30 protein-coding genes, 1 tRNA gene and 1 pseudogene are annotated in these 25749 nt (G+C 66.4%); 21 read left to right on the forward strand and 11 right to left on the reverse strand.

The window, feature by feature from the left end; genetic code table 11:
- Positions 1–67: 67 nt before the first annotated feature.
- Positions 68–427, reverse strand: a complete 360-nt coding sequence (locus HEB94_RS26525) for a DUF3846 domain-containing protein (RefSeq protein WP_192752414.1) — start codon at positions 425–427, stop codon at positions 68–70.
- A gap of 1009 nt (positions 428–1436) precedes the next feature.
- Complete coding sequence (locus tag HEB94_RS26530; protein ID WP_192752415.1) at positions 1437–2249, reverse strand: alpha/beta fold hydrolase; 813 nt, start codon at positions 2247–2249, stop codon at positions 1437–1439.
- Positions 2250–2339: 90 nt separating this feature from the next.
- Here HEB94_RS26530 and HEB94_RS54775 point away from each other — a divergent pair.
- The 4 genes and pseudogenes from HEB94_RS54775 to HEB94_RS26545 all read left to right on the forward strand — a co-directional run.
- Positions 2340–2540 (forward strand): annotated as a pseudogene (locus HEB94_RS54775) (helix-turn-helix domain-containing protein); the annotation flags it as partial.
- Positions 2541–2543: 3 nt separating this feature from the next.
- Positions 2544–3200 (forward strand): DUF5753 domain-containing protein, encoded by a 657-nt coding sequence (locus HEB94_RS51100; protein WP_337918013.1) that lies wholly within the window; start codon positions 2544–2546, stop codon positions 3198–3200.
- Positions 3201–3232: 32 nt separating this feature from the next.
- On the forward strand, positions 3233–3463 hold the full coding sequence (locus HEB94_RS26540) for a DUF397 domain-containing protein (protein WP_192752417.1): 231 nt from the start codon (positions 3233–3235) through the stop codon (positions 3461–3463).
- 26 nt (positions 3464–3489) lie between these two features.
- The gene (locus tag HEB94_RS26545; RefSeq protein WP_337918014.1) at positions 3490–4752 is read left to right on the forward strand and encodes an MFS transporter; all 1263 of its coding nucleotides are present in this window, start codon (positions 3490–3492) and stop codon (positions 4750–4752) included.
- A 2-nt stretch (positions 4753–4754) separates the two neighbouring features.
- On the opposite strand, the gene HEB94_RS26550 is transcribed toward HEB94_RS26545, so the two are convergent.
- Both HEB94_RS26550 and HEB94_RS26555 read right to left on the reverse strand, forming a co-directional pair.
- The gene (locus tag HEB94_RS26550; RefSeq protein WP_192752419.1) at positions 4755–6419 is read right to left on the reverse strand and encodes an adenylosuccinate synthetase; all 1665 of its coding nucleotides are present in this window, start codon (positions 6417–6419) and stop codon (positions 4755–4757) included.
- Positions 6420–6902: 483 nt separating this feature from the next.
- On the reverse strand, positions 6903–7289 hold the full coding sequence (locus HEB94_RS26555) for a nucleoside triphosphate pyrophosphohydrolase family protein (RefSeq protein WP_192752420.1): 387 nt from the start codon (positions 7287–7289) through the stop codon (positions 6903–6905).
- 273 nt (positions 7290–7562) lie between these two features.
- On the opposite strand from HEB94_RS26555, the gene purB reads away from it, so the two are divergent.
- Entirely contained in the window at positions 7563–8867 is a 1305-nt protein-coding gene (gene purB / locus HEB94_RS26560) for an adenylosuccinate lyase (protein ID WP_192752421.1), read from the forward strand.
- Positions 8868–8930: 63 nt separating this feature from the next.
- On the forward strand, positions 8931–9605 hold the full coding sequence (locus HEB94_RS26565; RefSeq protein ID WP_192752422.1) for a DUF7002 family protein: 675 nt from the start codon (positions 8931–8933) through the stop codon (positions 9603–9605).
- 256 nt (positions 9606–9861) lie between these two features.
- Here HEB94_RS26565 and HEB94_RS26570 read toward each other — a convergent pair whose 3' ends face one another.
- The gene (locus HEB94_RS26570) at positions 9862–10674 is read right to left on the reverse strand and encodes a hypothetical protein (protein WP_192752423.1); all 813 of its coding nucleotides are present in this window, start codon (positions 10672–10674) and stop codon (positions 9862–9864) included.
- Positions 10675–11161: 487 nt separating this feature from the next.
- Here HEB94_RS26570 and HEB94_RS26575 point away from each other — a divergent pair, with 487 nt between their 5' ends.
- The 9 genes from HEB94_RS26575 to HEB94_RS26615 all read left to right on the forward strand — a co-directional run bounded on the left by HEB94_RS26575 (position 11162) and on the right by HEB94_RS26615 (position 16991).
- The gene (locus tag HEB94_RS26575) at positions 11162–11542 is read left to right on the forward strand and encodes a WhiB family transcriptional regulator (RefSeq protein WP_202896566.1); all 381 of its coding nucleotides are present in this window, start codon (positions 11162–11164) and stop codon (positions 11540–11542) included.
- A gap of 90 nt (positions 11543–11632) precedes the next feature.
- The gene (locus HEB94_RS26580; RefSeq protein ID WP_192752424.1) at positions 11633–11881 is read left to right on the forward strand and encodes a hypothetical protein; all 249 of its coding nucleotides are present in this window, start codon (positions 11633–11635) and stop codon (positions 11879–11881) included.
- A gap of 120 nt (positions 11882–12001) precedes the next feature.
- The gene (locus tag HEB94_RS26585) at positions 12002–12163 is read left to right on the forward strand and encodes a hypothetical protein (RefSeq protein WP_192752425.1); all 162 of its coding nucleotides are present in this window, start codon (positions 12002–12004) and stop codon (positions 12161–12163) included.
- Positions 12153–12656: a hypothetical protein gene (locus HEB94_RS26590; protein ID WP_192752426.1), complete on the forward strand. Its 504-nt coding sequence runs from the start codon at positions 12153–12155 to the stop codon at positions 12654–12656. The genes HEB94_RS26585 and HEB94_RS26590 overlap by 11 nt, the downstream gene beginning before the upstream one ends.
- Positions 12657–12708: 52 nt before the next feature.
- Positions 12709–13152 carry a hypothetical protein gene (locus HEB94_RS26595; protein WP_192752427.1) on the forward strand — a complete coding sequence of 148 codons (444 nt, stop codon included), beginning with the start codon at positions 12709–12711 and terminating at the stop codon, positions 13150–13152.
- A 7-nt stretch (positions 13153–13159) separates the two neighbouring features.
- Positions 13160–14143, forward strand: coding sequence for a hypothetical protein (locus HEB94_RS26600; protein WP_192752428.1), 984 nt, complete (start codon positions 13160–13162; stop codon positions 14141–14143).
- Positions 14144–14425: 282 nt separating this feature from the next.
- Positions 14426–16399, forward strand: a complete 1974-nt coding sequence (locus tag HEB94_RS26605; protein WP_192752429.1) for a helix-turn-helix transcriptional regulator — start codon at positions 14426–14428, stop codon at positions 16397–16399.
- 58 nt (positions 16400–16457) lie between these two features.
- Positions 16458–16736, forward strand: a complete 279-nt coding sequence (locus tag HEB94_RS26610; RefSeq protein ID WP_192752430.1) for a hypothetical protein — start codon at positions 16458–16460, stop codon at positions 16734–16736.
- A gap of 27 nt (positions 16737–16763) precedes the next feature.
- Positions 16764–16991, forward strand: coding sequence for a hypothetical protein (locus HEB94_RS26615; RefSeq protein ID WP_202896567.1), 228 nt, complete (start codon positions 16764–16766; stop codon positions 16989–16991).
- A 548-nt stretch (positions 16992–17539) separates the two neighbouring features.
- Here HEB94_RS26615 and HEB94_RS26620 read toward each other — a convergent pair.
- Together HEB94_RS26620 and HEB94_RS26625 are read right to left on the reverse strand one after the other, a co-directional pair.
- Complete coding sequence (locus tag HEB94_RS26620; protein ID WP_192752431.1) at positions 17540–17752, reverse strand: hypothetical protein; 213 nt, start codon at positions 17750–17752, stop codon at positions 17540–17542.
- Positions 17753–18392: 640 nt separating this feature from the next.
- Entirely contained in the window at positions 18393–18701 is a 309-nt protein-coding gene (locus HEB94_RS26625; RefSeq protein WP_192752432.1) for a hypothetical protein, read from the reverse strand.
- Positions 18702–18954: 253 nt separating this feature from the next.
- Here HEB94_RS26625 and HEB94_RS26630 point away from each other — a divergent pair, with 253 nt between their 5' ends.
- Positions 18955–19326: a GntR family transcriptional regulator gene (locus HEB94_RS26630; RefSeq protein WP_192752433.1), complete on the forward strand. Its 372-nt coding sequence runs from the start codon at positions 18955–18957 to the stop codon at positions 19324–19326.
- A gap of 284 nt (positions 19327–19610) precedes the next feature.
- On the opposite strand, the gene HEB94_RS54780 is transcribed toward HEB94_RS26630, so the two are convergent.
- Together HEB94_RS54780 and HEB94_RS26640 are read right to left on the reverse strand one after the other, a co-directional pair.
- A complete protein-coding gene (locus HEB94_RS54780) occupies positions 19611–19808 on the reverse strand; it encodes a tyrosine-type recombinase/integrase (RefSeq protein WP_192756683.1) in 198 nt (65 codons plus the stop codon).
- 98 nt (positions 19809–19906) lie between these two features.
- Positions 19907–19979, reverse strand: a tRNA-Arg gene (locus HEB94_RS26640).
- Positions 19980–20199: 220 nt separating this feature from the next.
- On the opposite strand from HEB94_RS26640, the gene HEB94_RS54785 reads away from it, so the two are divergent.
- The 3 genes from HEB94_RS54785 (at position 20200) to ettA (ending at position 22691) form a co-directional block, all read left to right on the forward strand.
- Entirely contained in the window at positions 20200–20601 is a 402-nt protein-coding gene (locus HEB94_RS54785) for a single-stranded DNA-binding protein (RefSeq protein ID WP_420481606.1), read from the forward strand.
- Positions 20498–20809 carry a hypothetical protein gene (locus HEB94_RS26650; protein ID WP_192757208.1) on the forward strand — a complete coding sequence of 104 codons (312 nt, stop codon included), beginning with the start codon at positions 20498–20500 and terminating at the stop codon, positions 20807–20809. The genes HEB94_RS54785 and HEB94_RS26650 overlap by 104 nt, the downstream gene beginning before the upstream one ends.
- A 199-nt stretch (positions 20810–21008) precedes the next feature.
- Positions 21009–22691 carry an energy-dependent translational throttle protein EttA gene (gene ettA, locus HEB94_RS26655; protein WP_192752435.1) on the forward strand — a complete coding sequence of 561 codons (1683 nt, stop codon included), beginning with the start codon at positions 21009–21011 and terminating at the stop codon, positions 22689–22691.
- A 163-nt stretch (positions 22692–22854) separates the two neighbouring features.
- On the opposite strand, the gene HEB94_RS26660 is transcribed toward ettA, so the two are convergent.
- The gene (locus HEB94_RS26660) at positions 22855–23385 is read right to left on the reverse strand and encodes a MarR family winged helix-turn-helix transcriptional regulator (protein ID WP_192752436.1); all 531 of its coding nucleotides are present in this window, start codon (positions 23383–23385) and stop codon (positions 22855–22857) included.
- 99 nt (positions 23386–23484) lie between these two features.
- Between HEB94_RS26660 and HEB94_RS26665 the strand changes: the two genes are divergently transcribed.
- Together HEB94_RS26665 and HEB94_RS26670 are read left to right on the forward strand one after the other, a co-directional pair.
- A complete protein-coding gene (locus HEB94_RS26665) occupies positions 23485–24036 on the forward strand; it encodes a YceI family protein (protein WP_192752437.1) in 552 nt (183 codons plus the stop codon).
- 173 nt (positions 24037–24209) lie between these two features.
- Positions 24210–24623, forward strand: coding sequence for a thioesterase family protein (locus tag HEB94_RS26670; protein WP_192752438.1), 414 nt, complete (start codon positions 24210–24212; stop codon positions 24621–24623).
- A gap of 77 nt (positions 24624–24700) precedes the next feature.
- Here HEB94_RS26670 and HEB94_RS26675 read toward each other — a convergent pair whose 3' ends face one another.
- Entirely contained in the window at positions 24701–25360 is a 660-nt protein-coding gene (locus tag HEB94_RS26675) for a DUF1707 domain-containing protein (protein ID WP_192752439.1), read from the reverse strand.
- Between the last annotated feature and the right edge of the window lie 389 nt (positions 25361–25749).

A 25749-nucleotide genomic window follows, 5' to 3' on the forward strand; every position in this document is an offset into this window, starting at 1 on the left:
GGATCGAAGGTCTGGGCGCAGGTGATGCACTCGTCGTAGGTATCGCGGTGGAGCAGACGGTGCCCGGTCATGGATGGGCTCCGAGGCTGACGAGGACGTCGATGATCAGGGTGAGGGCGGCCTTGGCCTGGTCATGAGTGAGGTTGATGGTGTCGCCGTCGCGGGTGACGCCGCACAGGAGTGCTGGCCCGAAGTAGGGCTGGTGCGTGAGGCCGTAGCGGCGAGCGAGTTCGGTGGCGTAGGGATTGACGGGGTGGTTGTACATGCCTTCGTCGTCGAGCCACATGTCGATCTTGCTCGTTAGGGAGACGACATCGACGTTGTGGCAGTGAAGGACGGCGTACATCGTCTTGAGGCGGTCGTGGTCGGGCAGCGCAACTGCGCCGACCCTGCCGTCAGTCTCGATGACGATCGCGTTCCCGTCCATGCGTCCTCCAAGATGTTGGGTTCGTGCCGGGGCCGCTGCAGGTGCCTGATGTCGCGGACGCGGGATGTTGCACGGAAGGTCCGTCAGAGGCGTGTTCCGCCTTGATGCGAGAACCGATGGTCAAGCGGAGTGACCTGGGCGCCAGCCAGGCGTTCGCCGGCGACGGTGGCGTGCGCCTCGCAGAGGACTGACAGATCCCCGAAGCCGTCGCGGAGCAGATAGGCGGCGGGTTGATCGCAGGTCAGGCCTGACCGGTGGTAGTCGAAGGTCCGGCGACAGGCCCGGGCACCAGCAACGCCCGTCAGCGGAGCACAACGTGTCACCGTGCTCCGGGCACACACCCCAGCGTGCCTGGCATGTGTCGTCGTCGCGCCGGTCGAGCTGGGCAAGGTCGCGCGCTGTGACCTCTAGCTGCGCAGCAACCGATCGGAGGTAGGAAGCGGTCGTGTCCAACCTGAATCCGGCACTCCGCTGCGGTGTGTTCCTCGCCTGTATCTCCTGATCTACGGCCTCAACCTGCGCTGCCAGTCCACGTGCGTCGGCTGCGAGCTGTTGGATTCGATCGACGCGTTCCGCAACAAGGTCCATGCGCGCACCTCCAAGGCTCGTGGACTCCGACGAGGTGTCCGTGGATAACGGTGGATGAGAAGGTATCCGCGGTTATCCGCGTTGGCAACTACGGCAGTGCCGCGCGACGCGCAGGAGGAAGGCGTAGAGGCAGCGGTCCATCGCTGCGGCGTGGAATCGTCAAGTGCCGCGGCCGTGAAGGACCAGAACGAGGGATGCGTCCTTTGGCGGCCAGGGTCAACAAGCCTGCGGATCGACCGATCCCGTGCGTGGCTGCCAGAGCGATTGGAGGTCGCGCGAGCGCGTTCAAGCGGCCGCCGCCGGGCTGCGGGTAGGAGGCCGGAGGACCCGGAGCGCGACAGGTACGGCGCTGCCGTCAGTGAAGGCCCGGGTGCCCGGTGGGCGCGAGATCGCTCGAGATGGCCCGGCCCCGGTGTTGGCGTCAGGCGGTCGTGAGGTGGAGCGTGCCCCCGGCGGCATCCACGTCCGCTGGGTCGAGTTGAACGACGTTCGTGTCTCGTACCGCTCGGACCACGGCGTCTACAGCTCGACCCACCAGTGCCGGCGCCTCGGTGTGGACGTAGTGCCGGGCATCGTGGGCGACGAGGAGCGGCGCTCCCAGGCCGGTAGCGAGACGGCGCTGCCACCGCTGCCAGCGCTCGTCGACCTCGGCGAGGGTGTACGGCGCGTACTTCTCGGGCGACTGCGCGGTCGCCCACCGGCCCACGGAACTGGCCACGACCACGGCGGGAACCTGCGACACAGCCGTGCGACGGAACTCCTCGAGACCAACGCTCCAGTCGAACTTCATCCCTAGGTCGTTGTCGGCGACCGTAGGTCCGAATCCGGTCACGTCGGCGTAGAGGTCGGGATCGGTGGCATCGACGTACACGAGACCGGCCACATCTGCCGGCGTCTGGGCGGCGTACACGTGGATGATGAGACCGCCGATGGAGTGGCCGACGAACACGCGAGGACTCGGGACGCCGGCCGCGTCGAGGAGGACGCGCAGTTGGCTGGCAGCGTCGCCGTACGAGCGGGGGACACTCGCCTCGTCCTGCGGCAGCGGATCGCTGTCACCCAGGTCCGGCCGATCGTACGTCACCGTCATGGTCCGCACGGAGAGCGTCGACAGGAGAACGTCCCACACGTGGCGATCGTCGTTCAAGCCGGTCACGAACACGACCGGCGGATGACCCTCACCAGTGATCTCGACGGCCAGCTTCAACCCGTTCACATCCACGTGGCGCGTCAACGGCGTGCCTCCTCGCGTCTTGATCTCGTGGATACCTACGGATAACCTTCCAGAACTGTCGACCGCTGTCCAGAGGTAAGGAGCCGTTCCGTGGCCAAGGCTCCGCTTGACTCCAGGCGCCGCCTTGGTGGGGAACTCCGTCGGCTCCGGCTCGCCGCGAAGTTGAGCGGTCCCGAGCTCGCGAGACGTCTCGAGGTCGGGCAGGCAACGGTGTCCCGGATGGAGACGGGGCAGGTACGTCCGAGTCTGGAGACGGTCGAACGGTGGCTGGAGGCCACTGGCGCCGCACCCAAGGTGCGGCGCAGCGTCATCGATCTGGCCGAAGATGCCCAGGTCGACGTCACCGGTTGGCGAAGTGTCTTCCGCGGTGGGATGGCGCCTCAGCAGCGTCAGACGCATCAGTTCCACGCTGCCGCTACCGCGATCAGGCACTTCCAGCCGTTCATGGTGCCCGGCTATTTCCAGTCGGCCGGGTACGCCAGAGGGGCGCTGCTCGGCTTCCGGCTCACCGATCAGGTGGCTGATATCGACCAGACGGTTGAAGCTCGCCTTGAACGCCGGAACCTGTTGATCGAGCGCACCGAGATCTCCTACCACCTGATCGTCACCGAACTCGGCCTGCGCGCGTTGCCGGCTGGAGCGACGGAGCAGGACAGGTCGGAGTCGTGGACGGTGATGCTCGACGCGGCAAAGCTGCCGCACGTAACCGTCCAGATCATTCCTGCGGACGCGCCGATGGAGCAGCTGCCGATCTGCGGCTGGACGACCTTCGATCTGCCGGACGGCTCCGTCGATCCGATGATCGTTCAGGTCGAGACGCCGGCCGCGATGCTCACATTTTCCGGACCCGATGTTCGCCCGTTCGAACTCGGCTGGGAGCGCATGCTCGCGTCCGCCCTGAGCCCCGAGCAGTCGACGAAGCACCTTCGGCGGATGCTCGGCCGCAAGTGAAGTTCACACCCAATCAGAGGAGTGAAGTCACCATGCTGAACCCACCTACTCCGCCTGCCCTGGACGAGTTCGGGGGATGGCAGACACCCGCCGGCCCTTGGACGGGCGGCGCATGCAATGACGGGCCCTGTGTAGCGGTCGCCTACGGGCCGGACGGTTGGGTCGCGGTCACTGACACGAAGAACCCGGGAGGCTCCGTGCTGACCTTCACCGCGGACGAGTGGAGCGACTTCCGCAAGGCGATCGTCGGCAACACCATCTGAGGAACCTCGATGCCAGGGGAGGGCACGTGGCGACGCCCGAAGCAGTCCAAGATGCGGATCAGACCGTACGGAGGCCTCGCGGCCTTCGGGCACTGGTTACGGCGACCTACGTGTCCTCCCTCGGCGACGGTGCCCTTGCGGCTGCCGCACCCCTGGCGGCCGCGGCCATTACCCGTGATCCAGCAGCGGTCGCGCTGGTGTCGGCGGCGGAATACCTCCCCTGGCTGGTGGTGACGCCGTTCGCGGGTGCTCTGGTAGACCGATGGCGCCTGCGGACGGTCCTGGTCGTTGCCGACGTCCTCCGCGCTGGAGGGCTGGCACTGCTCGCGATCCTCATCATCGCGGGCGCCGCCTCGATTCCGGTGCTCGCGGCGACCGCGTGCGCGATCGTGGTGGGTCAGATCTTCGGAGACACGGCAGCGCAGACGATCGTGGTTGACCTCGCCGGCCGCGACAGTGGGGCGCTCAACAAGGCCAACGGGCACATCTCATCGGCGACCACGGCCGGGAAGTCGCTAGTCGGTCCACCGATTGGAAGTGGGCTGTACGCCGCGGTTCCGTGGCTTCCGTTCGTGCTCGACGCCGTGTCGTTCGCGGTCAGTGCCGGGTTGGTCGCGAGTCTGCCGAAGCGGCGAGGGCCTACTTCGCGTGCTGGCCGGCCGCGCCTGTTGGCCTCGATCGGTGAAGGAGCTAGGTTCCTCGTCCAGCACGCCCAACTACGTGTGCTGTGTCTACTGGTAGCAAGTGCCAACCTGGCGAGCTTCATGGCGATGTCGACGTTCGTGCTCTTCGCCACCGAGCGGCTGGGTGTCACGACAGCCGGGTACGGCGTGCTGCTGGCAGCCTCCGCCGTAGGCGGCGTTGCCGGGGGCTTCGCGAGCGGGCGCATCGCCCAGTGGCTCGGTGCCCGCCCGACGATCATCGCCGGGCTCGCACTTCAGGTGGTCGTCTGGCCTGCCATCGGCTGGACCAGCTCGCCGTATATCGCTGGGGCGCTCCTTGCCGTCGTCGGGCTCTGTGCTGCGGTGACGACCGTCGTGTGCGTCACCGCGCGGCAGCAGCTCACCCCGGCAGCGATGCTCGGTCGGGTGATCTCGGCGTTCCGAACTGTCAGCGCTGGGACCGCGCCGTTGGGCGCGCTTCTCGGCGGTGGGCTGGCTGCTGTGGTGGACCTCAGGGCCCCGTTCTACGTTGCGGGCGTTGTCCTAATGGCCGCAGTTCTAGTCTCCTTACCCAGCCTTCGTAGTGTTCAAGCCGACCCTATCTCGACGGAAGGAGTGGGCCAGTAGCCTCATTCCCACGTGCGCCGGTCGATCACGCTACGTGGGTCAAATCGGGTGCTAATCAGCGTCACGGGCGCGCCAGAAACTTGCTCGATTTCTTCGATGAAGTGAGTCGTGGCCTGATCCAATTGGTTGTAGCGTCGCGCAGCTCGGTTAGTGACGTTGAGGTAATCCGCGAACGTCAATGCGATGTCAGTCGCCCCATTTAGCTCCGCAGATCGACGTAGTAACTGCCAGTCGAATTCTCCAACTCGGCGAAGTTTATGCGACCGTGATCCGAGTTCGACTTTCAGTAGCTCATCCACATCCACTCCCGACCGGTCTGCGATATCGGCCCAGTCGAGTTCTTGCGACATGTAACCAGACGTTGAGTCATCTGGACTCTTGACTCGGATGGGATATGACCGAGTCACCATAATGACGCGACGTACGCGCGAGGGTGAGATACCGGCCTCGGCGAGACATCCAGCAGTCGTCGTGTCGCGGCCAGTGACGTAAGGATAGCTGCCATGGAACAGGCTGAGGCCTGTTCCTTGGGTGCCTTCGAGAAGAACGCGATGTTGCGACCGAAAGGCGGCGTCGAGTACGTCCGCAGCCGATCGGAGCCAGGATTGTAGCTCTGCCACGTCGCGCGCAAGTCGTACGGGTGGCTCTCCGCCGTGCCTGCCTAAGATCCGGCGCGCAGTGGCCGCTCCGCCGCCCTTGCCTGTCGAGCCAATTCCCTTTACAAGCACCTCTTCGGCCGCGATGTCCGCAGCCTCAATAATCATAGCCTGAGGATCGATGAATAGTCGCCCAATGCTTACGCCACACTCGGCTATCTCCTTGTGGAGCTGTGTAAGGTCCAGCGTCGCACCAGGTCCAATGAGCAGGGTGGCCCTTGAGTTAGCAAGCGTGCCAGAAGGGAGTAGGCAATGGGTGTACGCTGGCGTGGTAGGGACTTTATGTCCAGCGTTCGGGCCACCCACGCGCATCAGTACTTGATACTCGTCCGCCAAGTAGTAGGCGATGTTCCCCTTGCCTTCACTGCCGTACTGGGAGCCGATGATGACGTCGACGAGGCGAACGTCCCGGCGAGATAGGAGCCGGAGTGCGGCGGCGGCACGAATCTCAACATCTGCGGCTGTGCAACGATCTGTGTCGATTGCTACGTCCGCTTCGGCGTGCAGTTGAGCAACCTCCCGCTCTGTTTTGTTCTGTGCTACGGCAGAATAGCTAGGGAGTTCGGCGAATCCACTTCCAGTGCCACGTTGTCGATAGCGCCAATCGAGTACCTTCGCAGGAGCGTGAACGTGGATATGAAAGAAGCGTCCTGGGTAGGCTGAGCGAAGCGCATCGATTTGCGAGCGGTGTCGGACTGAATCTACGATCACTAATTTTGTCGACCGGTTACTGCTAGCGATCAGTCTGCTCACGCCTTGAGCAACCCACTGTCCGTTAGTCTCCTTGTCGAGTGCGTCGCCGAAATCTTGCATCGCACGTCGTTCGGCGGGAAGCTGGATTCCTCTGTAATCGGCGAGCTCCTGCATAAGCTCATGCGTATGAATGTGCATAGCGCCGTAATGCGCGGCAAGCGCTCGACCCAGTGTTGACTTGCCAGCGCCCACGGGGCCGCTTAGAGTGACTATACGAGTAGATATCGGAAACCCTTGGGTGCTCGACTCATCGGTCATCGCGCGGCTCCTGAGAAAGTCCTGATTGAAATTCCGGGGACGTGGGGATAACCAGCGGGGCCGTCTGAGAAGCTGGTGCCGATTGAGGCTCTTCCTATGGCGACATGTAACCGCTTGCGCTGGCTACACGACGATGCCGCTAACGCGAGTAGGTGCGCAGTCGCGCCCCTAGTGCCACTCCGAGAACATGCCTCAGAGGGTCGGCCCCCGACTCCTCTTATAAGCACCGCCCCCCTCTGTCGTTCCCGGTGGCGCCAGCGGTGGAAGATAGCAGTTATGGGTTCGCCCGTGAGTACAACTGGCCAGCTTCGGCGGACATACACTGCACATTACTCGCCTCGCCAAGAGGCGACGGGAACGTTTTCGCGCAGGGACCGAAATCGGACTCTACCCATCCCCGGCCTTTACGCCGGCTGGGCCGTGTGCTCCATCCCGACTCGGAATCGGAGGTAGACGAGGAGGCGTCAGGCTCCTGCGGCGGGTTCAGAACGGCAGCGAAGGCTGGTCGGCGAGCACACTCTTGATGTCGGGTGGGCAGTAGCCGGAGGACTTCAGGACTTTGCCGTCCTGACGCAAAATGGGGTTGCCGTCTGCGCCCAACTTGCTCATATTGGAGCTGTGGACCTCTCGCAGAGCGGCATCCAGATCTATCCCGTAGGTGAGCGCTGCACCATAGGCGACGTAGACGATGTCAGCAAGAGCGTCCGCGATGGCTACCAGGTCTTTGGCCTCGGTGGCGTCGACGAACTCGCCAACCTCTTCGCACAGCAGCTGCGCTCGCAGACTGGCCTGCTCGACGGGGATGTCGACTGTCGGGCGCCCCCTCCGGGGGAGGTTGAACGCGTCGTGGAACCTTCCCACTGCGAGCATCGCTTCAGAAACGCTATGAGGTGTCCGGGCGGGTGCCTCGGTCTCGGCGGCGCAGCGAGAGCCACTAGGAGTGGTCGCAAGGGCGTCGGAGTCGAGTGGGAGTTGCCCTAGCCCCGAGCTGACGGGCATAGACAAGGTCCGACCATCGACCGCGACTTGCCCGCTGGAAGGAGCCATGCTCGAACCTTGCCACATTGATGGCACTTCGAGCTCCCGCCACGCCAGTACTTTCGGCGAGTCGGTCAAGGTCTAGGTTCGCGGAGGGACGTACTGGTGATCACGCGGTACACGTCACCTGAGATGGCTAGCATCTTTTCCGATGAGAATCGGCTCAGACTGTGGTGGCTTGTTGAGTTGGCGGTCATCGATGCGTATGCGGTCGAAGGTATCGTCCCAAGCGAGGCTGCGGCTGCGGTTCGGGCGGCACTCCTTCCTTCCGTGGAGGACGTTCTTGCTCGTGAGCAGATCTTGCAGCATGATCTGGTCGCCTTCCTATCGGCCTGGACAAGACCGATGCCGCCAGAGATGTCGAGGTGGGTGCACCGCGGTCTTACCAGTTCAGATGTCGTTGATACTGCGCTGGCGCTGCAGTTGACCGAGGCGAGCGATCTCATAGAGGCACGGACAGATCGGCTGGTGGAAGTGCTTCGCGCGCACGCGCTTGAGCACCGGGAGACCGTGCGTGCGGGGCGAACGCATGGTCAGGTCGCCACGCTTGACGTGTGGGGTCATCGCGTGGCCGACTTCGCGTTGGCTGCGGTGCGGGCACGGAGACGCTTGCGTGCAGCCCGCCACGAAGTGGCAGTCGCAAAGCTTTCCGGGCCGACTGGGTCCTACCTACATGTGCCAGCATCTGTGGAGATCCGGGCGGCGGGGTCACTCGGCCTCCGCGCAGTGGACGTCGCGACCCAGGTTGTTCTGCGCGATCGGCTCGCGAACTGGATGTGTGCCCTAGCGCTGCTCGCGTCGGTCTGCGAGGCGGTCGCCCTTGAGGTTCGTCTCGGGCAGCACGGTGGAGTCAGAGAGATAGCTGAGCCTGCTGCGCGTACTCAGGTCGGGTCGTCCTCGATGCCGCACAAACGAAACCCCGTCGCGTCCGAGCGGATCTGCGGACTTGCGAGGGTAGTACGCAGCTACGTTGTCCCAGTAATGGAAGGCCTCGCCCTGTGGCATGAACGGGACCTCAGCCACTCTTCGGTAGAGCGAATCTGCGTGCCAGATGCCGCAGCCCTAACAGAGCAGATAGTGGTAGCAACTGCGCACGTAATTGACGGCCTACACGTTGACGCGTCCCAAATGGCATCGACGGCCGCCGCTGCGGGAGCACAGGTTGCCTCGCACTCGGCGCTGATCGCACTGACGGACGCAGGGATGGGCTGGGAGGAGGCGTGGAAGGCTGTGAAACTTGCTTCCGATACAGCCTGCGCCAGTGGCGAGGATCCGAGCGTGGAGGACCTCGTAGCAGCTCTCCGGGTGGCCGCTGCAGAAGGCACCCTCGCAGCCGACCTATCAGCCCTGACGCCGGATCCCCAAACTGACGGCCTCCGAAGGCTGTTCGCTCGGCTTGAGGATCTGTGATCGGAAACTATTCATATCCAACATGCGCTGCCTCGGCTCGTTCGAAGGCCTACGCTACGTCTCGTGGACATCGAGGAACTTGTCGCCAAATACCCTATTCTGTTTCACATGGCGGAAGACGATACCTGGCCCTCGATCGCGCGCCATGGGTTGCTCAGCACCAATGCAATCGTGGAGCTTTACCGCCTCGACCATGAGCAGGCTGATGCAATCGTTGGACAGGTAAGGCGTCGCAGCGTTACCCTGAGTGATCCAAAGCTTGGTTCGATGACGATCCGTGATCAGTTACCGCTGAAGTTTCTAGACGGCTGCCTGACGGCGTCGACGACACCGCGTCAGTTCCTGGACGCTCTTAACGGACGAGTATTTTTTTGGGTGACCGAGGCCCGGCTATTGCGATTGCTACGGGCTACGCAATACCGGAAGAAGCGCCAGACGATCTTGCGGGTGGACACCGCGCGACTCATGGAACGCCACGAGGGTCGTGTCCAGCTGGCGCCGTACAACACCGGCAGCATGCACGTACCTACGGCGCCGAAGCGAGGTGCTGATGTCTTCGTGGACGTCGCCTCCTATCCGTATGGCGAGTGGCGCAGGAGGCGCGGCAAGGCAGGCGACGCCCTCGTCGAGCTGACAGTTCCCCACTCCGTCCCCGACATCGTGGATTGCTTACTCTCGGTCGAGTCATGGTCGGGTGGCGTGTGCGACAGGAGGATTTGGGGCGACGCGGCACGGTGACGTGCCGTGTGAGCGCACGATCCTGGGCATCGCGGGGCTAGGCTCCAGGGACGGCCGTCGGACGGACCAGCTCGCGATACGTCGCTGGTGCCGTACTCCTGGTGGCGGTCCTGATCTCCCTCGGAGGCATCCGTGGCGTGGATCCTGTCCAGGTGTGACCGCTTAACCGACTGGACGGCGTGCCCCAACCCGTCAGAGGTCGGAGCACGCCGTCGTGGGGTTCACGACTAAGCCCGCGAGGTGTGCGGGGAGAAGTTCACTCCGGCGTTATGCTCCACAGACCGTCGCCTGTGACCTGGATGATGGACGGTTCGGGTAGCTGGACCTCACCCTTGAAGTTGCTGGTTTCGTTCACGAGCATGTCGAGGCCGCCCTTCGCGTAGGCCTGGACGGCAAAGTCGCCTTCGCCGATGTGTTCAACCTTGGCGGCGGCTTCCGCGCCGATGTAGACCAGAACGTCGTCGCCCCGACCATGGACCGTCTCACGGTTATCAAGGCTGCTAATCGACTCCAGCGGCAGGGCTTTAACTGCCCATGTCCCGTCTGTCGTGATCTTCAGGCGCGTTGTGTCGTCGTCGCCGAAGTCGAGGAGGACGCGGCCTGAGTAGGGTCCGGTGGTGTAGATCAAGGCCTCCTGGCTCTCCACAATCTCGACCTTGAAGTCTCCTGATCCTTCATGCGTGATGTCGGCGAACCCAATATCGGATGGCTTGGTGAGGCTGAGGACCTGGTCGCCGCGGCCTGAGTAGAGGCCCGGCCCGTGCTTGGTCGGCGCCGCCGAGGTATGCGTGGGGGTGGCCACCGGCGATGGAGTGACGACCGGCGATGGGGTAGCAACCGAGGTGACGGTGGCGTCAGGTGAGGAAGTGGCGACCGATTCTGTGGTCATATCCCCGTCATTGCCTGCGCAACCGGTCGTCAGCGCTGCCAGTCCGAGGGCGACGATCAGAGCTGTGGAGCCGAGGAAGCCAGTTCTCTTTGGGGACTTCGGCTTCTTCGGTTGCTGTGTAGAGCTCGATGCTTGTGACTGGCCTTGCATGGGCTGGGCAAGCTGGTACTGCTCGGACATGATCCCCTTCGCGACAACTGAGAGTGGGCCGTGCCTTGGCCGGCCGGCGCCCCTTCGGGCAGAGAGATGAACCGCAAGCGTCCGGCCCGGTTGCATGTGCGCCCGGGTCCTCGCGTCACAAATGGATCAAGCTGAGGCCAGAGGCGGCAGCGCTGGCCACAGCGAGGGGCTGGGACGACTGCCCGGCGCGCATTGCTCGGTCGTTCGTGCAGCGGCCCCCTGGATGTGAACCCAAGGGACGGTAGCGCTTGGTAGCGGTGACCCTCCGATCTTGTTTGCATCCCACGGATAAACGTGGATAGTCTTCGCGTGTCGTGATCTATCCGCGAGTATCCACGGAGGTCTTGATGGGCCGGGGGACTCCGAGATCGACACGTCGAGTCGTCGAGCCGCGTGGTGACGCGAAGAGCGCCGATGCGGCACGTGACGGCGGGCCGGGTGGCATACCGCTGCTCAACCAACCGACTGCCGAGTCAGGAGAGGTGAGATGACCTCCATCGACGCTGATCGCCTGATGGAAGCCGCGAAGTTGTCGAGCCCTGCACTGCGGGAGCGGACGCAGCGGGACGGGCTCTGCTCGAAGGATCAGGACCGGGCCGACGAGTGGTTTCCACCGCAGCCGCCGGAGACGTCGTCGGGTGCGCGTGCCCATTACGAGCACACCGCTCGGGCTCTCTGCACGCCTTGTCCGGTGCGAGCCGAGTGCCTCGAGTTCGCGCTCCGGCAGGAGGCCGGCCAACGTGCGTGGGGGATCTGGGGTGGCCTCGCCCCGTGGCAGCGCGAGCCGCTGGTGAAGGCCCGCCGGCGCCATGACACTGCCCACGATCTTGCGAGCACGACCATCCGTGCGCTGTCACAGGCCGCGTGACGTCCTCCCGTAATCGCGAGTCCACCCAAGCAGCCGGGGGCGCGGATGACTCCCCATGGCCCGCGCCCTCGGCGTACCAAGGAGATCGCCATGCAGCTTCTCGACCTGACCCTTGTTCGTGCTGACGGGCAGCGTTTCCCGACGATCCGGGTGTTCTCCGACCAGAAGAGCGGCCCACTTCTGCGTGCCTATCTCGAGGTGCTGGCTCGGGCGCAGGACGACAAGAAGGGCCGCAATGACTGGCTCGCCGAGTACCGGCTCGAGGTCGCTCTGCCGAACCGCCCTGATCCGGAGTTCGTGTTCGCGGCCATCGGCGACGAGCAGGGGAAGGTCCGCTGACCGATGGCCGGTCATCGGAAGGGGCGTAGCCGGGTGTTGGTGGCCCAGAAGCGGGCCAGTCAGTCCCGGACGCGGTTCCAGGATCGGATCGCTGCGGTCACCAGGCCGGGGGATCAGGTCATGGTCGCCTTCGACTTCTTCCGTGCGGCGCTGAAGCACGCGCTGAACCGGCCGGAGACGCGAGCGCACGCCGAAGACGTGGCCGTCGCGATCGCAGAGCACCTGGCCATCGCGGCGAATCACCTCCTGGACGCACAGCTAAGGAGCAGCCATGACCGCTGAAGCAGTTCCCGGTACGACGGTCACCAGCGATGAAGCTGCACTCTCCAGTGCAGAGCTGGAGAGTCCGGCGTCGACGGAGGCCAACGCGGCACCGCGTCTCCGCGCGCGTGAGGACACCGCCGACTCTCCAGTGGAAGAGGCCCAGGCACCTGGTCCGGCGGTAGGTCGCGTTCGGCGGTTCATGGCCTTCTTCGACCCACCCGAGATCGTGTCGGAACGACGCCCGTCGCTCGCGGAGGTGGTGGCGTACGCGAGGCGAGCGCCGTACGCACCGGACCAGGGTCCTCGTCGTACGGCCGGGCTGGGTTACGCGTTCGTGGTCGCGGTTCCCGTGTACGCCGTGGCGTACATCTGCGCGTGGATCTGCGAACGGCCGGCACGACTCGTCTCCGCGCTGATGTTGGTGGCGGCGTTCTGCTTCACCCCGGCCGGTTTGTGGGCGAGGACCGCGTTGGCCGAGGCGTTGCGCTGGAGCGCGCAGCACCTGACCTGATGTGAGCACGTCGGCAACCACGATCCGGAAGACAGGGAAGAAAGGGGTCCACATGGGCGCGTTGTCCGCTGCGGCACTCGGCGCGATCATGTTCGGGATCGCGTGCGTGTGCCTGAAGAAGCACAAGCTGCCGCAGGGCACGCCGTGGCTGATGTTGATCGCCGGGGCCTGCCTGGCCGGCATGCTCGGTGCCGTCATCGCCTGGGTGACCAGCACGCTGGGGATGGTGGGCGGCACCGTCACCGGGATTCTGTTCGGAGCCGCTGTGCCCGCCCTGGTTACCTTCGTGGTCACGGCGATCCTCATCATCGACATGCACCCGAAGCGCGGCCGGGCGACGAAGGCAACGCCGTGGCTCGCGCTGCTGGTCATCCCTTTGGCGGTCGCGACGTTCGGTGGCGTGATGGCGGCCCTCCCCGGCCGGATCAACGAGCTGGTGGCGACCGCGGGTACCGCCGTCGCGCAGGCACTCGGCGACGTCGTCGGAGGGTTGTGAGCCGGCGATGGAGATCCTCGTCATGTCGATGCTGGTGGCGGCGCTGGTCCAGCGCGCGGCCAAGGACGCGTGGGCCGGCGCCACCGGTAGGACCTTCCCGTCCCAGCAGTACCGGTTGAAGCGGCTGGAGCTGAAAGCCACACGAGCCGCGAACTCCGGCCAGTCGCCGGTCAGGCGTCCGGCGCGGGACTACTTCGCCGGGTTGTGGGCGCTCGCGTGGGACACCCAGTACCAGCGTCAGCAGCGGCGGTGGGACGAGCGTCAGGACCGCTGGGATCGCAGGCGATCCGGCGAGCATCGCGACCGCGGTAAGCCTCGACCGGCCCGCGACTTCGCTGCCGCTTGGTGGCAGACCGGGCCCGCCCAGCGCTGGCGTAACGCTTGGGGGCGGGCGGCGGAGAAGCGGAAGCGCAAACTCGGCGGCGCGGGCGAACCCGCCGACCGGCAGGCAGGCGAGACCGACGTGCCGGTGGCTCCCGTGGTGCCAGGGCCGAGGTCAGGCGGGCGGAAACCCGAGACTCCGCCCGCCGAAGCACAGCCCGAGCCTGCTCCGCTCGCCCCACCTCGACAGCCCCGCGATGGTGGCGACGACCTGGCCGACAACCCCGAGGCGTCCGACGACGCGAGCGACTCACCCGTACCGAACGAGAGAGAAGGGACCGAGGAGATGACGGTTTCGACGAGCACGGCCAGTCCGGCCCTGGCGTCGGGAGAAGCACCGACCTTGGACGCCAAGCAGGCGTTCGTCCAGTCCTACGCGACGGTGTTCCCGGCGATCAAGGTCGCGTTCCTCAACTTCGCGAATACCCTCGCCGTCGACGAGTACGGAGCGGGCACGCAGGGTGCCGCCGTGCGCGCGGCGGAAGCGGTGTCAGCGGCGGAGGTGGCCGTCGCCGAGCTCGCGGAGATCGTCTGCGGCGCGGCGGTCGACATCCGTGACCGGGCGGCTGCCGCCGGCTTCGAGGTCGGGCGCGACGCCCTTCGCCAGTAACCCACAGACCGGTGGGCCCCTGGGCTCCCCCCACCCGGGGGTCCACCGCTTAACCGGGTGGCGTCCGCGGCTCCCTGCCCCCAGTCGTGGGCGCCACCCACCCTCTCGTACCGGCTCGCGAAAGGAGATACGTCGATGGCAGCACCGGCAGCCTCCACCGTTCGCCGGCAACCTGGCGCTCGTGGGGCCAAGGAAGTGTCGCCCGGACAGTCCTCTCGTTCACCTGGATCGGCCCAGGGCGCGCGTGATCAGGTAACTCGAAGCGTCAGCTGGTGGCGGGAGGTGCGGTCCTCTCTGTGGCGGCTGCGCCGTCCGGCTCTCCCGCACCTGGTCGCGCTCGCCCTCCTGGCGCTGGCCTTCATGGTGGCGCTGGTCAACCTGAGGACTAACGGGATCTACCGCGTGGGGATCACCGCGGTGGTCGCGACAGTCTCCACGGTGACGCTGCTCGCCGGCTGGGCTCTGGCTCGCCGCCAGGTTCCGGCGCGTTGGCGTCTCCACATATATGTGTCGGCCGTCTTCGCCGGCGGATGGCTGGTCGCTGCCAGCGTCTGGCTGACCGCGGTCACGGTCAGCATCCTCCTGACCGGCGAGTACGTCCTGGCCGCGCGCTGGTGGCGGCGTACGCGGATCACGACCTACGGCACGATCAAGGACATTCCCGGTGTGTTGCCTGATTCGAGGCCGGCAGACAACGTCGTTCGGGATTGGGACAGCTTCGTCGCCGGCCAGCGCGGAGCACTTCCGGGTGCACGGCTGACCAAACCCGAACCGCTCGAGCACGGACGGCAGTACACGATCGAGTTCGTCCGCGGCCAGCAGTCGATCGGGGACGCGATCAACACGATGGTGCGGATCGCGGGTGGGCTGGGTCTGCAGACCAGCCGGCTGGTGGTCGAGGACCATCCCTCCCAGGTCCCGAACCTCGGTCTCCTGAAGGTCATGACCAAGACGCCGGTCGAGGACAATCCGCCGTACCTCGGTCCGACCTGGAGGGACGGCGCGGTGTCGATCGGTCCGTACGCCGACTGGATGGGTGAGGCGGGCTGGCGGCTGTGGACGCCGGGGGAGAGCGGCGACAACGACGGCTCCGCCTGGTCGGGAGCGTTGATCGGCGCGCCCGGTTCGGGGAAGTCCCGGACGCTGGAGTCGATCATCATCGGAGCCATGTGGTCCGGCCTGGTGGTGAACTGGTTCATCGACCCGCAAGGCGGTGCGTCGAGCCCGGCGCTGAAGAAGTACGCGGACTGGTATGTCGACCTGTCCGGCGCGGAGGACATGCTGTGCGCGGTGGAGCGGGTCGCAGCCTGGCGCGAGTTCGAGAACGCCACGGAAGGCTGGACCGGTTTCACCCCTCGCCCGGATCGGCCACTGCTCGTCGTCTCCATCGACGAGGCCCACGAGGTGCTCAAGGGGGTCTGGGGCAAGCGGCTGTCGTCCCTGGCCAGGAAGGTTCGCAAGCTGGGGATCTGTTTCATCGTTGTCTCGCAGTACCCCGGCATCGAGACGTTCGGTGGGGACGAGGCGCTGCGGTTGTCGATCATGGCGGGGAACGGCATCTGCTTCCGTACGGCTTCCAACTACGCCGGCTCGCTGATGGCCGGGCTGGAGATGGACCCGAAGCGGCTGCCCGATGTGAAGGGCTACGGCTTCACCATCCGCGTCGAGGGGTTCTCCCGGCTCGCGCCGTTCCGCAACCGCCTGTGCAAGGACCCGTTCGGCCAGATGGGGGTTGCTAGCCCTCGTGCTGCTCGGTTGGACCCCGGATCGAGCAACGCGGCTGGACCGGCCTACGCCGAGCGCGCGGCGCGCGCGGAAGCCTCCGTGCAGGCATCGAAGGACAAGCTCGAAGCGGTGCGGAACGGCACACTCAGTGCGTCCGAGGTGATCGGCAGCCATGTGTCGCCGGCGCGAGGCAGCGGCCTCAACGCTGTGGCCGCGGAAACCCTTCTGCAGGCGATGGGCCTGCCCTCGGCTCCCGGCGAAGGTATGAACTCGCGCGCCGGACCCGCTCCTGGTCCTGCCGGCGGTCTCGAAGGCGTCACGTCTTGCGCCGCGACTTCCGAGGTGGACGGCGACGGCACCAAGGGCCACCTCGCCGTTCTCGAGGCTCTCAGCGCCGGGGCGGCGAGCCCGGCGGACATCGTGTCGGTAACCGGGTACTCCGCCTCCCGCGTTCACCAGATCCTGGCGGACCTGACTAGGGACGGCCGTGTCGAACGGACTGGGCACGGGCGCTATCGCGCAATGGCCTGATGTCCGTGCGGCGAGGTCGTCGGTCGGCGTCGGTTGGGAGTGATCTGAAGGGCGATTTGTGGATCCGATCATCAACGATGGGCAGGCACGTCGCCTCGCGGCCGAGTGGCATGGCGGGCAGTGGACGGCGCTGTACTCGCTGGCGTCCTCCGGCCACATCGACCGCGATCGACTGCGTACCGAAATATCGAGAGAGGTGCAGGCCCTTGAGCACGGGTGCCCACGGCGTGACCTGCTCGCGCTGGACAAGTACGTCCGCCACCGTGGCGACACCTCGACCGTCCCCGGATGGCATCGGTTGTGGGACGAGACGCCGGTCAGGCTCGACCAGACCTGACCTGCTTCGCAGGTCAGTGAGCCAGCCGTGACCGAGGACTTGGGCAAGCGGTTCGTGGTCGCCGGGGGAGACCTGGTGGCGGGGTTCGGGAACAGGGACGACGCGGTCGCGCAGTACCACGTGATGACCGGTGCGAACATCGACGTCGAGCTCCAGGAGATGAGCATCAGTGTGTGGGAGCAGGCGCGCCGGGAGCTGGCGGCCACACACCCCGACGTGACGATCGTCGACATCACCAGAGGCGAGCAGCTCTGACCGTAGGTCCCCACCGTGATCGGCCGCGGGGGCGTCCTGAGTGGCGGGACTCTGGGCGACTCTGACGTTCTTGCGCGCACCTTCTATGTAGTCGAGCGAACAGCCGGCTCGATACGCCCGCCCATCGCAAGAGAATCCCGAGCAAGGTCAGGAGGCGCTGTATGCCGTGGTTCAGGACGTCGACAGGAAGAACGCGCTCGTGTCCTCGCCCTTACGGTCCGCCTTCACGAACCATTTCGTGGCGTCTGCGGCCAGGACGATCCGAGCACGACCACGGCGTCCGGCTCCTCCGCCCGCGAAGCGGGGCGCCGGGAAGATCCCAGCCAGGGAAGGGCACGTGCCGGTCGTGGGCCCGCCGCCAGCTTCATGACCGGCTCGGAGCTGTGTGTGACACGTTCGCGTTCGACGAGAAGGCTGTCGCGGCTGGCAACGCTGCGATCGGCCTCTGGACGCGCGCCGGCTCGTGGTGTGCGCAGCAGTTGTCGGACGGGATGGTGCCCGAGCACATGTTGGCCGCGCTTGGCGGCACCGCCGCGAGCGCTCGGAAGCTAGTCGACGTAGGTCTGTGGGAGCCGGTCGAGGAGGGGTACCGGTTCGTGGAGTGGAAGGGCGTACAGCCCACTCGGCGCGAGATCGAGCAGGGCCGGGCGGGTGCACGCGTGCGGATGCGCCGCGCACGGCGTGGCCCTCGGCGTTCGACTACTGATGGCACGGACCTCGATGACAAGGAAGGCCCAGCTGTGGCGGGAGCCCCTGAGCATTCCAGTCTCGATGATGACAGGAGTCCCGGTGACTCCCGAGAGCTCGTGAGTTCGGACGATGTTCGGCGGAACGCCGATCGAACTTCCGAGGCGGTTCGGTCAACCCAGTCCAGACCCAGTCCTCCCTCCTCCCCCTCCCCTCCAGAGAGTGAGCAGTGGACCGATGCGCCGGGAGGAGGAGGTCCGTCGACTGCGCTCGACCCTCGTGACCAGCCGCCAGGCTCAGATGCCCGCGCCTTGGAGCTCGCCGTGCTCGAGTCGCTCGGACCGCGATGGCGGATAGGCGCTAGCGCCGCCGAACGCCTGGTGCCGTCCGTCGCCACGGCGCTGGAGGCTGGCTGGACGAGCGAGGATCTCGCGAAGCATCTGGGTGCGAGTCCCGAGGGTGTCCGGAGTCCGTACGCGGTGCTGTCGGCGCGGCTGAACGACCTCCCGTCCCCGCCCGCCGCGCGGCGCCAACGCCCCCACTGGTGTGGGACGTGTGACGAGCTCACCCGTATGCGCGAAACCATCGATGAACAGCCCTTCCGATGTCCCACATGCCACCCAGCGGTGGTCGGCGACGAATCTGGTGGTCGAGTCGAGAGGCCCGGACCCGGGTAGCCCGGTCCCGAGTCCCGCCGTGGCTGGTCGCACGGACCTACGGTCCGAGCCAGTGGCGTACGAACGTCAGGACGCTGTCGAAGTCGTCGGCGTCGGCGACCGGCGGGAGCAACGCGATCCACTCCCAGTAGGCGCGCCTCTCGCCGACGACGCAGCGGAGTGTGATCGAGAGGCTGGCGTCGTGGGGGTCGTCGACGCGCACGGCCCACCCGCGCCGGGCTTCCAGCACCTCGACCCGATAGTGCTCGGCGAGGATGCCGTGCAACTTAACGGCGTACGTCTCGCTGGTGTTCCGTCGTTCTGCCTGTCGTTCCTCGACCTTCGCAAGGGCGTCTTCCCACGTCATCGCGTCACCACCGCGATGAGCAGGTAGCCGAACGCCGCGAAGAGAAGGAACCTGCCGAGTCTCCAGAGCAAGAGAGCCACACCTCTTTGAAGCCGAAGGTGCGGCCACCGCGTCGTTCCGAGGGCCACACCGACCTGGGGACCTCCGACCCCTCTGCCAGGGGCCGATGATCTATCGCCTGTATCACTGTAGCCCTAGGAGCCTGTGGGGACAACCTGACAGCGTCCTGCCCGGACATATGTTCCGAAGCACCATGATCGACCCGAACGCGGACCGCGCTCTGTTCCGCCAGCTCGCTGACCAGATCCGAGAGAGGATCAGCGCCGGCGAGTTCGAGCCTGGCCAGATGCTCCCGTCCGAGGCGGCGCTGGGGCAGGAGTACGGACTCGCTCGGACAGCTGTGCGCGCCGCACTGTCGTTGCTACGCGCCGAGGGTCTGGTGGAATCCGTCCGCGGGCTCGGCAGTGTGGTTCGCGACCGGCCCGAACCGAAGCCCGTTCGACTTCACAAGGGCGATGAGGCCACGGTGACCCTCGGTGAGGGCCTGCCCAGGGTGGTCGTGGTCCGCGCCAGCGGGGACACCGAGACGTACCCAGCCGACGGCGTGATCCTCCGCCCAGCCTGACGTTGGGGTAGCGGTGCGGTGCCGTTCTCGGCTTGAGCCCGGTGGGCTAAAGGTCTTGACGCGACGTCGAAGCCTAGTCTGCCGGCAACGTTCCGCCCCAGGTCTGGCCATCAGACCTGTCACATTGCGCTCCGTCATTACGTGGTTTTGCCCAATACCTGCCACACCAGCACGAACGGCCCCTGACCTGCGCAATCAGGTCCGGGGCCGTCGTCGTAGCGGCGCGTTCGAGGCAACGGTGTGCGGACCGTCGGCTCTGCTTGTCGGCTCGGCGTTTGTGCTGGTCAGGCGCTTCCCGCAGGTCGCCGATCGGCAGTTGCAGCGCCGCGCGGCGTATACGCGGCGCCGTTTGGACGTGCCTGCTGGGGCATGGGGCCCAAGGAAGGTCGGATGTGCTTGCGAATGTTCCCCTCGTAGGCGGTGCGCGTGCTGGTGGCGACGTCCAGTACCTCGGCGAGCCATTTGTCGATCAGTTGGTTCAGCGTCGCTGACGTTCGCGGGTGCGGTCGTTAGGGGCGAATTCGCACCCTGAGCTCGGCAAGTCGGTAGAGACCTTCGCGCGTTTTCGCAGGTCAGAGGGTGCGCCCGGGAGGATTCGAACCTCCGACCATCGGATTAGAAGTCCGGTGCTCTATCCACTGAGCTACGGGCGCGAGTCTGCTGGATGGCCCCCGTTGGCGCCACCGCGCCACAGCGTAGTGGAGACCCTGCCAGATGCGGACACGGTAGGTACCCCGCTGTGCCCGGTTTTTATCCACAAGTCCGGATTGAGGCGTTCTATCCACAGCGCCTCGCGTGGTCGACCTCCGCCTGCACTGGCTCCGCCACTGTGGTGACCACAGCCACGAGAGAGGGTCGCCCATGAACGAGACGATGATCAGCATCTCAGGCAACGTTGCCACGGATCTGCGGTTCGCGAGGTCTGACCGCGGTACGTCGCTCGTGTCATTCCGGCTGGCCTCGACACCCCGACGTTACGACCGTAGTCAGGGCGGCTGGGTCGACGGGAGGACCACCTACGTCACGGTGGTGTGCTGGCGCTCCCTCGCTGAGAACGTCGCGGCCAGCGTCCACAAGGGGGGACCCCGTCCTGGCCTTCGGACGGCTTCGCGTGGAGACGTGGGAGCGCGACGGGCGGAGCGGGACGACGGTCGAGATCGACGCTCAAACAGTGGGACACGACCTGACGCGAGGTACGTCCGCGTTCCGCCGTGCCCGCCGGGAGCAGCGAGAGGTGAACTCCGACGCCTCGGCCGCGGAGGAGTTGGCGCGTAGCTGGGACGCCGAGCCAACCGAGGAGCAGGTGGCGGCGTCCTCCAAGATCACCGGGCCTTCGGGCGAGTCAGGAAGCACCGGTGATCTCGCAGATGTCGGCGTTTCGTCCGAGGAGGGCGCGCTGCCCACGCGCCCGCGAGCTGACGACCAAGGCCCCCTGGCCGTCGGCACCGCGACCTCGGACGACGCCGATCGGCGGGCCGCCTGACCGGTCCGCCGGAGGTGCGGGGGGCCACGCGCCCCCGCGCCTCGACACTGCCGGGCGGCCTCCTCCCGCTCGCGGTGCTGCCCACCCCCGCCACGAGAGAGGGCAGGACGCCGCCCGGCAGTGACCACGCTTGCTCGGTGTTGCAGGATAGGTAGTCGTCGTCTTGTTTTGTTCCCAACCCCCCTCAAGGTGGATCGACGTGCCGGAGTACATCTACACGATGCGCGGCGTCCGCAAGTCGCTCGGCGACAAGGTCGTCCTCGACAACGTGACGCTCTCGTTCCTACCCGGCGCGAAGATCGGCGTCGTCGGTCCCAATGGGACGGGTAAGTCCACTCTGCTCAAGATCATGGCGGGCATGGAGCAGCCGTCCAACGGCGACGTGCTCTTGGCGCCCGGTTCGACGGTCGGCATGCTCCAGCAGGAGCCGCCGCTTTCCGAGGACAAGAACGTCCTCGAAAACGTCCAGGAAGGTGTCGCCGAGACGAAGGCGATGCTCGACCGCTACAACGACATCTCCGCCGAACTCGCCGATCCCGACGCGGACTACGACACCCTGCTCGCCGAGATGGGGGAGCTGCAGACGCAGCTCGACCACCGCGACGCCTGGGACCTCGACTCCCGGCTCGAGATGGCGATGGACGCCCTGCGCTGCCCGCCAGGCGACGCCGACGTGACCCGGCTGTCCGGTGGTGAGCGCCGGCGTGTCGCGCTGTGCAAGCTGCTGCTGTCGCAGCCCGACCTGCTCCTCCTCGACGAGCCCACCAACCACCTCGACGCCGAGAGTGTCCAGTGGCTGGAGCAGCACCTGGGCGCCTACCCAGGCACCGTCCTGGCCGTGACACACGACCGGTACTTCCTCGACAACGTTGCGAGCTGGATCCTCGAGCTCGACCGCGGGAAGGCCCACCCCTACGAGGGCAACTACTCGACCTACCTCGAGACGAAGCAGCAGCGACTGAGCGTCGAGGGACGCAAGGACGCGAAGCGCAAGCGGATCCTCGAGCAGGAGCTCGAGTGGGTGCGGTCCAACCCGAAGGCGCGCCAGGCGAAGAACAAGGCCCGCCTCCAGCGCTACGAGGAGCTCGCCGCCGAAGCCGAGCGGACGAGGAAGATCGACTTCGAAGAGATCCAGATTCCGCCGGGGCCCCGCCTGGGCAACGTCGTGCTCGATGCCAACGGTCTGCGCAAGGGCTTCGGCGAGAGGCTCCTCATCGAGGACCTGTCGTTCTCCCTGCCGCGTGCGGGCATCATCGGTGTGATCGGACCGAACGGCGTGGGCAAGACGACGCTGTTCCGAATGATCGTGGGGGAGGAGAAGCCCGACAACGGCGACCTTCGGGTCGGTGAGACGGTCAGCATCTCCTACGTCGACCAGAACCGGGCCAACATCCCGCCCGAGAAGAACGTCTGGGAGGCGGTCTCCGACGGCCTGGACTGGATCCGGGTCGCGAGCTTCGAGATGCCCAGCCGTGCCTACGTCGCGGCGTTCGGCTTCAAGGGACCCGACCAGCAGAAGCGGGCCGGGATCCTGTCAGGCGGAGAGCGCAACCGGCTCAACCTCGCCCTGACGTTGAAGCAGGGCGGCAACATGCTGCTCCTCGACGAGCCCACCAACGACCTCGACGTCGAGACCCTGCAGTCGCTCGAGAACGCGCTGCTCGAGTTCCCCGGATGCGCAGTCGTGACCTCCCACGACCGGTGGTTCCTCGACCGCGTGGCCACGCACATCCTCGCCTGGGAAGGCACCGAGGAGAACCCCGGCCGGTGGTTCTGGTTCGAGGGGAACTTCGCCGACTACGAGGCCAACAAGATCGAGCGGCTTGGGGCCGAGGCGGCCCGTCCGCACCGGGTCACCCACCGCCGGCTGACCCGCGACTGAGCGAACTGCTTTCTTGATCCGGCGTGCAGCGCACCTCGACCACCGAACGTGAAGGTGGTCGAGGTGCCGCTTCTGTGGCGTGGGCAGTACGCGGCCGGTGTCGACAAGGATGTGCCCGCGGTGACGCTGCCCGGAGCGGTGTCGGTCACGTCTTCGGCGGCGGTCAGTCCGCGGTCGCGCTCTTCGTCGCAGCTGTCGTGGCGGCGTCTTCGGTCGCCGCTTCGGCTCGGTGCTTGCGGCAGGCTTGCACCTCGCGGGCTCCGACGGCCTCGAACACCCGTCCGACCACCTCGAAGTCCTCGTCGCTCACCAGATCGACCAGCCCGTCCCGCACGCCGGAGACATGGGTCGGCGCCACCTCAACAAGTCGGGCATATCCCGCCTCGGTGAGGCGGGCGAGCACGCCCCGGCGGTCGGAGGCGCAGGTGTCCCGCTCCACCATGCCGGCCGCCTCCATCCGGGCGATCGTGTGGGTGAGCCGGCTCCGCGAGTGGTTCACCGAGTCGGCGAGCTCGGCCATCCGGAGGGTGCGTTCGGGAGCCTCCGAGAGCCGCACCATGATCTCGTACTCCGGCATCGACAGACCGAGTGCGCGCAGGTCACGGTCGAGCCGCTCCATAAGCCGCGCACTGCCCATGAGGTACGCCCGCCAGGCGCGCTGCTGGGAGGCGGTGAGCCACCTGGTCGTCTCCATGAAGTCAGCCTACCCGGAATAGTTGACAGTTCAATCAGGTTGAAGCTAGCGTCCTTGAAGTTGAATCTTCAATTCCACCGCCTTTGTGGAGGTTTCACCATGAGCAGCCCCACGACGACGCCGGACCTGACCAGTGGCATCTGGACCATCGACCCGGTCCACTCCGAGGTTGGCTTCACGATTCGTCACCTGATGAGCAAGGTCCGCGGTAACTTCCGCGAGTTCGAAGGCGCGCTGGAGGTCCCGGGCGACCCGGCGAAGTCCACGGTCACGGTCAACGTCTCCTTGGCGTCGCTCGACACCGGCAACCAGCAGCGTGACGACCACGTGCGTTCCGGCGACTTCCTCGAGATCGAGAAGTTCCCGACGATGACGTTCGTCTCCACCGGTGTTCGCGGCGAGGGCGAGGAGTTCACGCTTCTCGGCGACCTTACCGTCAAGGGCGTCACCAACCCCGTCGAACTCGCCGCCGAGTTCCTCGGTGTGGCAGAGGACGCCTACGGCAACACCCGCGCGGGATTCGAAGCCTCGACGACGATCAACCGGAAGGACTTCGGCGTCGACGCCAACGTCCCGCTCGGTGGCGAGAAGTTCCTTATCGGCGACACCGTGACCGTGCAGATCAGCATTGAGGCGGTCCTGCAGAAGTAAGCAGCACACATTGGCGGTAGGCGAACCTGACAGGGGGCCGCGACCTCGGGTCGTGGCCGCCTGGTCGTTTCGGGGCGTCAGCGTCGGTCGGTGGTCACGTCCGCCGCTGCCCGCGAGGTGGCCACGTACCCCACCCCGACCGGTCGACGATCCCTGCCTGAGAGGATCGCCACGTGAGTCGATTCGTCTTTCCCTGCCCGCTGCGCTGGTCCGACATGGACGCCTACGGCCACGTGAACAACGTGAGCTTCGTCCGCTACCTCGAAGACGCCCGGGTGGCGTTGTTCTTCGAAGGGGCCAAGGAGGCAGGCGTCACCACCTTCGAGGGAGAACTCGTCGTGGTGCGGCACGAGATCGACTACCGGCGTCCGTTGCTGTTTCGTCCTGAGCCGATCATCGTCGAGACCTGGGTGACCGGGATCCGGAACTCGTCGTGTTCGCTCAGCTATGAGTTGCGGGACGAGGACACGACCTTCGCCACCGCACAGAGTGTCCTCGCCGCGTACGACGCGAAGGCCGATCATGCCCGGCGGCTCAGCGCGGACGAGCGGACCTGGCTCGAGAAGTTCCGCGACGACGCGAGCTGAGGAGTGCTCGTCCGGTTGCCCTGGCCGAGGCACCAGCCACGAGGCCGCGCGCGGACTCCCGCGACGAGCAGTCCCGGCTACTTCTCGATTTCGGGCTTGGAGCCCTTGCTCCCGTTCCCCTTGCGCTTGACCTCGACGCCACCCCAGAACGCCAGCCCGGTGACCCGGACCGTCAGTTGGCCGGGGACCGGCTCGACGTGGTAGCTGTGATCGTCGAATCCGCCCATGATGCCGACGCCGTCGACCACCACCGCGACGTCCTCCGGCACGATGATCTCGATCCCGCCCATCACAGCGAAGGCGCGGATCGTGACCTCCCGCTGTGTGAAGCGAGCGGAACGAAGGTCGATCTGGACGCCGCCCATGAAGGCGACGGTGGTGTAGGCCGGAGGCACGAGCCAGGCCCCGCGCCGGGTCGCCCCCGACAGCACGGCGACCGAGAACGCGTGGCGCGCCGTACCGCCGGTCACCCGGTCGTTCGATGCCACCGCCTTCGGCGTGGGGGCCGTCCGGGCGAGGGCGGCGGAAGCGGCGAAGTCGGCCGGAAGGTCGCTGGTGAAGCGCTCCAGGTCGGCGTAGGTCTTGGCCGCGAACACCCCGTCGAGGCGCTCGTCGAGCTCCTCGAGGGTGAGGCGACCCTCGCCCGCGGCGTCACGGAGGACCTCGGCGATCCGCTGACGGTCAGCGTCCGAAGCGCGGACGTGACTCGCGTCGGTGGGTTCGGGAAGCTGGCTCACAGCGGCAAGTTTAGGGGTTCGCCGTCGCCACGGGCGGGACGAATACGCGCGAACGCGGGCGGTGTCCAGGGCACCAGGTCTCGGGTCGACCACGGTCCCCGCTCGACGCCGGTCCGGGCGGTCGGACCGTAGCCCGGTCGGACCGGTGCGCGGGTTGGGCCGCCCGTCATCGGGATGGCGCCTCGTCGCCGCCGTGGGACGTCTGCCGGCTCCCTCGTCCGGTTTCGGATAGTGCCAGTGACGCGACACGGCGTACGGGGCGGTCTCGCCGGCCCAGGCCGGCGTAGTCTAGTGGCGAGAAAGCGCTTACCTTATGTGCCGTCCTTCCGCCACGTGGGCTCGGCAGCTGTGGGTCCAGCCTGGGCGATCGCGATGACTCGGCACGGCAC

Origin of the sequence: Actinopolymorpha pittospori, assembly GCF_014873875.1 — a bacterium.
Taxonomy (GTDB): domain Bacteria; phylum Actinomycetota; class Actinomycetes; order Propionibacteriales; family Actinopolymorphaceae; genus Actinopolymorpha; species Actinopolymorpha pittospori.